Genomic DNA, 9525 nt, shown 5'->3' with positions numbered 1-9525 from the left:
TTTAATTTTCCTGCGGTAAGTTCGTCTAAAATTTTGAGTTTAAAAGATTCGGAATACCGTCTAATTACTTTGTCATTTTTGTACATAATGTTTAAAATTATGTAGCCTTTATTCAGGACGGGTCAAAATGGTTGGCAACGTTTATGTGTAAGAATAGTTGCGGCGACAAACACCTAAAATAATAAACATTGACCGAACCTTTGGGAAATCCGCAGGATTTTCCAAGTAGGCGAGAACGAAGCAATTATTTTTACACGGTGTTGGCAAATCGTTTTTTATTTCCGTTCAAACCTTAAGATAGGTCCATCTACATATGAAGTACTTAAAGTCATTATTCCATTTGTTAAATCATAAGTCCATTTTGTAGAATTTATATTTACAATTAGAGTTTTTGACTCTCCTGCACTTGGAGCTCCGCTTAAATAATCTTTTCCGAAAAAATAGTCATATTCTCCATTTGGATAGCCAATATCTTCTCCTCCAGTAACCAATAAAATTCCGTTTGGTCGAAAATTATAAATAATATTTTCATTTGGATAATCAATTTGTGGATTTGAATTAAAGTCCATAGTTGATACTCCTATTAATTTCCATTTTCCATTAATTTGGTCATTAATAGAATCATCATTTGAGCAATTTATCAGTGTTGCAATTGTCAATATTAGAATTAGGATTTTTTTCATAACAGTTTTTTTATTAGATGAAAATTTTATGCGTTGCGTTGAAATGTTTGCCAACGTCCCGCGCAGCTATGCGCTGTTTTGCAAAGTGAAAAGTAGTGAAACGTTTTCACTTTGCAAAATGGCGTATAGCTGCCTGTTCTGCGGCGTTTTCACGCCGTAGTGCAGGCAGCGCAGCTGCGCGGGACGTTCGGCGGTATGTGCCCGATAGGGCTAAATGCCGCCGAACGGTTAGTATATGAAAAGTAGGCGATTAAGAAGCACTAAACTTTCGGTTAAGCTTAAAGTTTGATACGAGCCAAAAGCCTTGATTTCACTGATATTTCGCCTATTTTTTATATACATTGTTATGCCTTCGCCTTTTTATTCGGTTAACCAATTTAGTGCTTCTTTGGTAATTCCATTATACCAATCTACTTCGTTTTCTGTTGAGTTTGCTAATTCATTTGAACGCTCAAAAAAACGTTGAACGTGTCTTGGTTCTGGGACGTAACTTGCATTGTACGAGTCCTCAACCATTTTTATGAAAATGCTTAACGGTAAAGGAACAATCGTTGAAGTTCCGCCATAGTATTGTATGTTCATTTTATGCAAAGCGTAAAAATGTGCTATACAAGAGTCATTAATATTTGGTGCAATAAATAAACAATATGCTGGTTTTTCAGTTTCTTTCTTAAATTTTGCAAGGTGTCTTGTAACTGGTTCGCCTTCCGTTTCATATTGTCTTTGACCACCTTGCATAGTTACTTCAACTGTTAATCCAAAGTCATCATAATCGCAAACAATATCCGCCATATTACCTTGTGCGGTGGACATTGGATTACCAAAGTCATCAAATTTTAGATTTGCTTTTATATTTCCACCGTCCAACATTGTCATTGCACGCCAAGTATTCCATTCCAACATTAATGGGTTGTCGTAAAGCGAATTGGTAATTATTTGGTCAAATGTTGTGCTGATTTCTTCAAATTGGCGGTAGTCTTTTATCGCTGAAACTTGGTCAGTAAGTATTTGTTCTCTTCTGTTGTCTAACTCGTCTGCAAATATATTTTTAAGGTCTTGTAAAGTAGCTGTCGCTGAAATTTCAAGTAACGGAAATTCAGAGCGTATTTTTTGTTCGAGCAACTTTCTATTATCTGTTAATAGGGTTGGAATTAAAGGATTGCCAAGATAAGTAACATACTGTCTTTCATTATCAACTAAAATAGGGTCTCTATCTGTATTTTGAAGAAAGAAATCAACCTCTTCCGACTTTTCGGGAACGATTGAAAGAGATTTGCCATAATGAGATATATTTACCAAACCTGTCGCTCTCAAGTATCGCACACAAGCATCTGCATAGTCACGCATATTACTTGCTTTTGTCTTAATAAATTTTGATATGGAAGCATCATTTGTTTGCCGTGTCTTGGTATTTCCTGAATTTATATCTGCTTCATAAATTTCTCTAATTTCATTATCTAAATATTCCGCTCGGAATTTTTTATAATTACCAACATACTCGGCTTTTGCAATCCTGAATTGGTTTATCTTTTCAACTATTGTGTCAAATTCTCTATAGTCCACTAACTGCAAACCAAAAATTCTTAACTCGTCAAATTTCAATGAGCCAAAGTGTCTAACAAGTCGAAATAATTCAAGATAAGGTTTAACCCAAAATTCAGCCGAACTTTCTGTTGGCTTATGAAAAGGTGAAGGAACTTGAAATTTAAGCAGTTGTCTTAAAAATATTTCTTCTTTACGTTTTGAGTTTATTAGTTCTTCGCCTGCAAGTGTTAGTTGTATTTTAGGCGATAGGGTAACAAATCCGAGAGCTTTTGGTGCTCTGTTTATTCTGTCTCTTGCACTAAATGAAGGGTCTTTCGCACCTTCTCCATTAAAGAAGTTCTCTTCTTTTAGTAGTTCCATAAAGGCAAGTTGGGTCTCTTTATTCCATTTCTGACCTGCAAAATGAGCGTTCAACAACTCAATTTCAGGAATCATTTTAGAAGGTGTTCTTGGGGAAGTTGTAACAAATATTACTTTACTGTTTATTGACGCCATAAAATATTAAAATGCTAATTCTTTTTGAAATGAAAGTTCAGGAAAACGTTTGTTTGCTTCATTACCATAGTTTGAAATTAAAATATGCTTTGCTTCAGATTTAAATCTATTTCTAATGTTTACAGCATAAGATTTGCCATACTCGTCAACAATCAAATCTTCATATAATTTCTCGGTTAAAGGTGTTCTTCCGATAACCATTAATGCTTTGCATTTTAATTCACGAAATTTGTCGGCTAAAACAGAATGATTTTTTTCGTTAAATCCATCTTTATGTTCTACGTTACCATAGTCTGAAAACACACAATCGTAAGGTGGGTCTAAAAACATAAAATCGTCTTCTTTTGCCATTTCAAAAATTTTAGAGTAATCAAGATTATATATTTCCGTATTTGAAAGTAACTTGTTGTGTGCTTTTGTAACCAAAGAAGTGTTCAGGTTTTTATAGCGACCATAAGGGACATTAAATTCCCCTTTTGAGTTGTATCTTATCATACCTGAATAGGCAGTTTTGTTTATGAAGAAATAAAGCAATGCTTCCGAATATTTTTTATCTGTTAAATCATTGAACATTTCTCTTATTTCGTAATACAGAGGTTCGTTTTCGTCATTTACTCGTTTGTCTGGTGTCTTGCTTTTGAGTTCTTCAAACTTTTTGCGATTTATCGCATAAAGTTTTTCAATTTCGGTTAGTTCAGTTTTAAGAACTTCAAAATTGTCTTTCACACCTAAATAAAATGAAATTAGTTTTGAGTTAATGTCATTGATAATTGCTTTTTTAGGCTCTAAATGAAAAAACAAAGCACCACCACCAAAAAAGGGTTCAATATATTTTCCGCTAAACTTTGGAATATGTTTAATCAAATGAGGGATTTCTTTTGATTTTCCTCCTCTGTATTTTACAAGTGGTTTCATAATTTGGCGGTTTTTCGTTTGTATTCTACAATGTTCTCTGCAACTACGCTTAATATTTGCGTTGCTTCATCCTCTTCGGCTATAATATCATAAACTTTGTCTGCCGACCATAAACGAATTAACTCTTTTGAGTCCACTTCAAGCAATTTTGCAAGAACTGGTAATTGCTCTCTTTTTGCTCGTCTGTCGCCCTTTTCAATCTTACAGTAGGTTGCCGTGTCTATCTGCAAGGCAGAAGCCAACTGTCGTTGAGGGATTTGTTTGTCCTCTCGAAGTGTCTTTATTTTATTTCCGAAAATTGTTGACATAATTAAGTCTTGACATTATTTGGCAAATATAGTTTTATTTCCACTAAATCATTGTTCTTTGCACGATTTTTTTTAGGTGAGGCATAACGGTCTTGTATATGAAACGTAGTGCAGAAAATAGGCAGTTTCGTTTCGGTTAAGCACAAGCCGAATTTTTAAATTTTTCTAATTATCTTTCTTTTATCAATTAGCCAAATTTAAAAATTTGGCGACCTCGCAAATATGCCCTAAATTTCGTGTTAGCAACGACTCGCACTATGTTTTATATACGTTGTTGTGCTTAGTACTTTTACATTATCGGTTTCCGCATTGACGTTTTTCCGTTAGATGCTTTTCCTGTTTTATGGCAATATTTTTCAGGAAAATCCTCATTCCCATATTCATTCCAAATTTTCCAAGATTCTCTATTCATTGGTTGTTTTGGATTGAATTTTATCTTTTTTCCAGAACGAATACAAAATCCGTGTTCAGTTTTTTGTTCAATTTCTCGTTCAGGTCTGATGTCAGCTTTTGAGCCTAATTCCAATTCTTCAGGGAAATCATTCAGTCGTTTGTTTTCAGATTTCTTCTTTTTTGTAAATCCGTAAAACTTATCGGTTGAGTCAAATAGAATATCAGATTTTATGTAGTTTTTACCTAAGTTGATAATCATTTTTTTGGTCTCATAAACAGGTCTTTTTATAAAGACAACTTCGCTGTTTTCAGCAATTTCCATACATTCATTCCACGCATCGTTATCAGCAGATTGTTTAAATCTATCTAAAATACTTTGCTGTGAATAAACTCCAAACTCAATATTATTCTTAAATGAATAATCGTAAAGATTTATTGATGTTATAACTCCTTGCTTTTCATTTCCGTAATATTTTGCGTGTAAGTTCGGAACGTAAATTATACTAACATTCAAAAACTTTTTGAAATAGTCAAAATCTGCTTTACTCATACTTTTTCGGACAGCTTTTTCATTCTTTCCGAAAACTAAAGTCAAATGTATTTTTGGGTTGTTTTCGTGTTTGTCAAAAAGCTCTTTAAAATAGTCATCAAGCTTTATAAAAGGTGAAACAATAAGTAATCTACTTTCAGTTTCCCATATAGTATTGTAAATGGCATCTTCTAATTCTTTGCCAGTAATAAATTTACTCATTTATCGTAAAGTTTGTTTTTTTTGGTATTAAGCACAACGTCCCGCGCAGCTATGCGCTGTTTTGCAAAGTGAAAAGTAGTGAAACGTTTTCACTTTGCAAAATGGCGTATAGCTGCCTGTTCTGCGGCGTTTTCACGCCGTAGTGCAGGCAGCGCAGCTGCGCGGGACGTTCGGCGGTATGTGCCCGATAGGGCTAAATGCCGCCGAACGGTCTCGGCTATGAGTAGTTGCGTGGTTTAGCGATTAATTTAGCAAGTACGCACTTAACTGAAAATCCGCGAGGATTTTCAGAAGTAGGTGAGAACAAGCAATTACTTATAGCCATTGTTGTGCGTAGTTATTATTTCCCAATTTGTTTTAAAATCCATTTCATTAATTCCTTTTTGCCTACGGAAATCCAAGTTCCGTCCACATTTTTTTTGTCAGATTTACTGTCTTTTGGGTATATAACTTTCAATTCAGATTTGTTGTTGCCTGCGAGTTTTAATTCCGCAATCAGTCCAACCATATCTGGTCCGTTATTGTCAAAAGGTGTCTTTCTTTTTTCTTTAAGCCAATATTCAATCGCTACTTGCATATAAGCTCTAACAGCTAAATCTTTGTAGTATTTTATATGGCGACTTTCCTCGTCAAAATAGCTGTAAGAAGAAAAGTCGAGATAGTTTTCCAAGTTTGTTTTAGGCGTTCCATTGAGATGTTGCTCTAGCAAATATGTAGTTAATGTTCCTTCCCAAACAGAACCTTCGTTATAATTAATTCTAATATCTCTTGCTCCCTCGTTGTATTGTCTTACCCAATCGAGTGCCGAATCGCAAATAACCAATCCGATTAGATTAAGTTTGAAATCAGTCTTGATTTTTTCGACATATTCCACGTATTTCATTGCTCTATGTCCTGACAAACCAGTTCCAATTAGAAATACATTGTTATTTGACAAATTATGTTCTTTAAAGGCTGTTTTGATTATTTGGTGAGCAGTTTGGCTCGAATTATCTGTGAAATAAAAGTCCAACGGGATTTCTGTTGAAACGGACAAAACTGCAAATCCATTTTTGTTAGCCTGCTTATAAATCAGTTTTGCACTCTTATTTTTTTTATCAAATTCAGAACCCTCCAAAAAGATAAGTGTTCCAATAATTTTGTCTTTCTTGGGTATTGAAAGTGTGTAACCTTTTTGGATGTATTTTAAAAAATCTTTTTCCCCTTTCCCAATTCTTATGCTGTCATTTTTTTCGGGTTCATATTCTTGAATGAGTTTTTGGGCGAAAGTGTTATTGCAGAAAATAGACAGCAAAGTCAAAAGTGAAAATGTTCTGAAAAATTTGTTCATATTTTCGAGGTTCTAATTACGCACAACGTCCCGCGCAGCTATGCGCTGTTTTGCAAAGTGAAAAGTAGTGAAACGTTTTCACTTTGCAAAATGGCGTATAGCTGCCTGTTCTGCGGCGTTTTCACGCCGTAGTGCAGGCAGCGCAGCTGCGCGGGACGTTCGGCGGTATGTGCCCGATAGGGCTAAATGCCGCCGAACGGTCTTGTATATGGCTCGTAGCGTACAAATTAGCGATAACTTTTCAGTTAAGCACGAGCCGAATTTTTTAATTTTCTTATTACCTTTTTTTATCAATAAGCCAAATTAAAAAATTTGGCGGACTTGCAAATATGCCTTAACTTCGTTTAAGCAACTAATTAGCTATGAGCTATATACGTTGTTATGCCACGTTTTTTATTGCGGTGGATTTATCAGATTTTGTATAAAAGTCAATGCGTAACCTACAATTAAACCCAATAAAAATGTAAAAGTTGAACCGTCAATTTTACCTTCGTAAGTCAGCCAACCAGCACTACCAACAATCATTAAAATAATTAACGATGCGAATAAAGACATTTTTGTGTTAAAGCCTAAAGTTGTCTTTTTTATTTCAAGCCATTTGTCAGCAGTATTTTTAATCAGAGAAATCAAATTATCCGCATTGTCAGATAAAACGTGAATAGGATTACTTCGCTGTTTTAGTTCGTTTTCAAGATATTGAATTCTATTTGCTTGCTGATAAATAAAATCAGCTCTTTCTTCTTTGCTTAATTCCTCAACTATTACTGGTTTTTTTTCTTGAACCTTATCAGTTTTTTCCGAGTCACTTTTCTTTTTTTTATCTGCCATATTACATTGAAGTTAAAAATCCATCTATTAATTGGTTCAGTTGAGTGGTAATAGTTTCTATTGTAATCGCTTTTGAAACTTCTTTAATAGATTTGAGTGTTTCTTTGACTATACTTTTTTTGGGTTTTGGTGATTTGCTTTGCGAAATCAAGGTTTCATTTTCTGCAACTAATTCTTCTTTTAAATCACTTTCTTCAAGTTTAGATATAACATTTTGTAGTTCGCTAATAATTTGTTTTAAATCCGAAAGTTCTTTATTGTCAAAATGATTGTTTTGAGTTGAATGAGTTGTTCCTTGTTGTATCGAGGAATTGTTCATATTCTCGATGTTTATGACATTAATCGGCATAAAATGTTCTGTTGGCTTATTTGGATATTCGTATGCATCTTCTATTTCTTTTATACCGTAATGAGTAATTGCTATACCTCCACCTAAAGCTCTCGGAACAAGTAAATCCTCGCCTTGTAGATATTCCACGATATTAGAAGTAGTTTCTCTGTCGTATTCAAGTTCCTGTCCTAATTCCCACATATTTACCATATAGGACTCACTTCCGTTCGTCTCTTTATATAGCTTTTCTAAAAATTCAAATCTCTGTTTTTTCTTTTGTTCTATCATTTTTTGTCAAATGTGGCATAACGTCCCGCGCAGCTATGCGCTGTTTTGCAAAGTGAAAAGTAGTGAAACGTTTTCACTTTGCAAAATGGCGTATAGCTGCCTGTTCTGCGGCGTTTTCACGCCGTAGTGCAGGCAGCGCAGCTGCGCGGGACGTTCGGCGGTATGTGCCCGATAGGGCTAAATGCCGCCGAACGTTGTTGTATATGGCTCGTAGCGTGTAAATTAGCGATTATTTTCGGATTAAGCACAAGCCAGATTTTTAAATTTTACTATTTATCTTTTTTTATTGGAAAGTCGTCAAATTTAAAAATTTGGCGACTTTCCAAATATACCTTAACTTCGATTTAGCAACTAATTAGCTATGAGCTATATACGTTGTTAGCTGTAGTGCTTTAGCTCAATTTTTCTAGGTTTCCTCGACTTCTACATCTAAACGCAAAAGGTCGATTAAGTTTTGTTTTATTTTTTATTTCAGGCCATCGTTTTACTAATTGCTCTACCATTTCCCAAAATGAATATCCATCTGAAGGTGGCTTAAAAAATACTACTCCTAAACCGTGCTTTTTGTATAGCTCGTTTTGATGTCTTGTTGTTTGAATTCTTAAATCTTGAGTTATAACTACCGCTTTTTGCTTTCCTGCAATAGGAATCCAATGTTCGTCCAAAGCACCTTTTCCAAATTCTTGTTTTATAGACAGGACTTCTACTTTGTATTTTTCTTTTTGGTTTAAATGCTTTTGAAAAACATCTAAACCGTTAGCTAATTGAGGTGCGAAATTTTCGTCAATGTAAATTTTTGTCATTAAGCTGCGGTTTTACAATAATCAATCGCATCATTGACTTGCTTTAAAGTAATATCGTATGAAGATGCTATAAATTTTTTCGATTCTTTCTTTTTATAAAGATTATAAATTGTCTCTGGAAATAAATTTGTTCCTTGTATGGTAGGTTGACCGAATTGATGTTTTGGGTCAACGATGACAGAATTTTTCTTACCTAAAGGATATAGTCTTGTCGCAAGACTATTGTTGTCAAATTCCAACTTGTGCATAAAGTTTTTAATAAACTTTAAATTCAATTGCTTTGTTGAATCAAGGTCAATTATTTCATCGTTATTCATTTCAAATACGATTTTCTTTCCAAAGCAATTTATTCCGTCCAATATTTCAGATTTCGCAAAAGGGAAAGGCGTATTGAAAATTTGAGAAAGCTCTTTGTGTGCCTTTAAAATTCCTTGGGTTGAAACTCCAGATTCTTTAAGCTGATAAAAAATATAAAATTCAACAAGAGTATGGAAGCTAACAGCTTTACTTTTACCAACAGTCCAAGAATATTTTTCGCTGAATTCTTTCGCAAATCTTTTGTCCCAGTACTCATTTAAAAGACGCTGGACTTTATGATAGTCCAAATTCAAAATTCGAGCTAAATCCGGTAGCGTATAAATTCCAGTTCCTATTTCAGCTTTATTTTCGAATTTCATTTAGTTTTTTTATAATTTTCAAAGGTAGCAAAATGTTTTTTTGCATTACAGCTAACGTCCCGCGCAGCTATGCGCTGTTTTGCAAAGTGAAAAGTAGTGAAACGTTTTCACTTTGCAAAATGGCGTATAGCTGCCTGTTCTGCGGCGTTTTCACGCCGTAGTGCAGGCAGCGCAGCTG

General features: G+C 34.4%; 10 protein-coding genes. All 10 read right to left on the bottom strand.

All coding sequences use genetic code 11. The features are described from left to right. Positions 1–275: 275 nt before the first annotated feature. The 10 genes from ACFSQS_RS16020 to ACFSQS_RS15975 all read right to left on the bottom strand — a co-directional run bounded on the left by ACFSQS_RS16020 (position 276) and on the right by ACFSQS_RS15975 (position 9347). The gene (locus ACFSQS_RS16020; protein ID WP_325449797.1) at positions 276–683 is read right to left on the bottom strand and encodes a hypothetical protein; all 408 of its coding nucleotides are present in this window, start codon (positions 681–683) and stop codon (positions 276–278) included. A gap of 360 nt (positions 684–1043) precedes the next feature. Continuing rightward, a complete protein-coding gene (locus tag ACFSQS_RS16015; protein WP_388021223.1) occupies positions 1044–2723 on the bottom strand; it encodes an AlwI family type II restriction endonuclease in 1680 nt (559 codons plus the stop codon). A gap of 6 nt (positions 2724–2729) precedes the next feature. Continuing rightward, positions 2730–3638: a DNA adenine methylase gene (locus ACFSQS_RS16010; protein WP_388021221.1), complete on the bottom strand. Its 909-nt coding sequence runs from the start codon at positions 3636–3638 to the stop codon at positions 2730–2732. After that, entirely contained in the window at positions 3635–3946 is a 312-nt protein-coding gene (locus tag ACFSQS_RS16005; protein WP_388021219.1) for a helix-turn-helix domain-containing protein, read from the bottom strand. The genes ACFSQS_RS16010 and ACFSQS_RS16005 overlap by 4 nt, the downstream gene beginning before the upstream one ends. Before the next feature lie 289 nt (positions 3947–4235). Further along, positions 4236–5090 carry a phospholipase D family protein gene (locus ACFSQS_RS16000; RefSeq protein WP_388021217.1) on the bottom strand — a complete coding sequence of 285 codons (855 nt, stop codon included), beginning with the start codon at positions 5088–5090 and terminating at the stop codon, positions 4236–4238. 340 nt (positions 5091–5430) lie between these two features. Next, positions 5431–6420, bottom strand: a complete 990-nt coding sequence (locus ACFSQS_RS15995) for a hypothetical protein (RefSeq protein ID WP_388021215.1) — start codon at positions 6418–6420, stop codon at positions 5431–5433. A 393-nt stretch (positions 6421–6813) separates the two neighbouring features. Continuing rightward, positions 6814–7248, bottom strand: coding sequence for a hypothetical protein (locus ACFSQS_RS15990; RefSeq protein ID WP_388021213.1), 435 nt, complete (start codon positions 7246–7248; stop codon positions 6814–6816). Between the two features lies 1 nt (position 7249). Then, entirely contained in the window at positions 7250–7867 is a 618-nt protein-coding gene (locus ACFSQS_RS15985; RefSeq protein WP_388021211.1) for a hypothetical protein, read from the bottom strand. A gap of 392 nt (positions 7868–8259) precedes the next feature. Continuing rightward, the gene (locus ACFSQS_RS15980; RefSeq protein WP_388021209.1) at positions 8260–8670 is read right to left on the bottom strand and encodes a PIN-like domain-containing protein; all 411 of its coding nucleotides are present in this window, start codon (positions 8668–8670) and stop codon (positions 8260–8262) included. After that, positions 8670–9347, bottom strand: coding sequence for a DUF433 domain-containing protein (locus ACFSQS_RS15975; protein ID WP_388021207.1), 678 nt, complete (start codon positions 9345–9347; stop codon positions 8670–8672). The genes ACFSQS_RS15980 and ACFSQS_RS15975 overlap by 1 nt, the downstream gene beginning before the upstream one ends. Between the last annotated feature and the right edge of the window lie 178 nt (positions 9348–9525).

The organism is Gelatiniphilus marinus, from assembly GCF_042684345.1.
GTDB lineage: Bacteria > Bacteroidota > Bacteroidia > Flavobacteriales > Flavobacteriaceae > Gelatiniphilus > Gelatiniphilus marinus.
Note: the sequence above shows the minus strand (reverse complement) of the source record. Positions and strands in the feature narration are given on the sequence as shown.

What these genes read in the sequence shown, in the direction of transcription:
- ACFSQS_RS16020 (WP_325449797.1), bottom strand. Translation starts at nt 683, where the DNA reads ATGAAAAAAATCCTAATTCTAATATTGACAATTGCAACACTGATAAAT.
- ACFSQS_RS16015 (WP_388021223.1), bottom strand. Translation starts at nt 2,723, where the DNA reads ATGGCGTCAATAAACAGTAAAGTAATATTTGTTACAACTTCCCCAAGA.
- ACFSQS_RS16010 (WP_388021221.1), bottom strand. Translation starts at nt 3,638, where the DNA reads ATGAAACCACTTGTAAAATACAGAGGAGGAAAATCAAAAGAAATCCCT.
- ACFSQS_RS16005 (WP_388021219.1), bottom strand. Translation starts at nt 3,946, where the DNA reads ATGTCAACAATTTTCGGAAATAAAATAAAGACACTTCGAGAGGACAAA.
- ACFSQS_RS16000 (WP_388021217.1), bottom strand. Translation starts at nt 5,090, where the DNA reads ATGAGTAAATTTATTACTGGCAAAGAATTAGAAGATGCCATTTACAAT.
- ACFSQS_RS15995 (WP_388021215.1), bottom strand. Translation starts at nt 6,420, where the DNA reads ATGAACAAATTTTTCAGAACATTTTCACTTTTGACTTTGCTGTCTATT.
- ACFSQS_RS15990 (WP_388021213.1), bottom strand. Translation starts at nt 7,248, where the DNA reads ATGGCAGATAAAAAAAAGAAAAGTGACTCGGAAAAAACTGATAAGGTT.
- ACFSQS_RS15985 (WP_388021211.1), bottom strand. Translation starts at nt 7,867, where the DNA reads ATGATAGAACAAAAGAAAAAACAGAGATTTGAATTTTTAGAAAAGCTA.
- ACFSQS_RS15980 (WP_388021209.1), bottom strand. Translation starts at nt 8,670, where the DNA reads ATGACAAAAATTTACATTGACGAAAATTTCGCACCTCAATTAGCTAAC.
- ACFSQS_RS15975 (WP_388021207.1), bottom strand. Translation starts at nt 9,347, where the DNA reads ATGAAATTCGAAAATAAAGCTGAAATAGGAACTGGAATTTATACGCTA.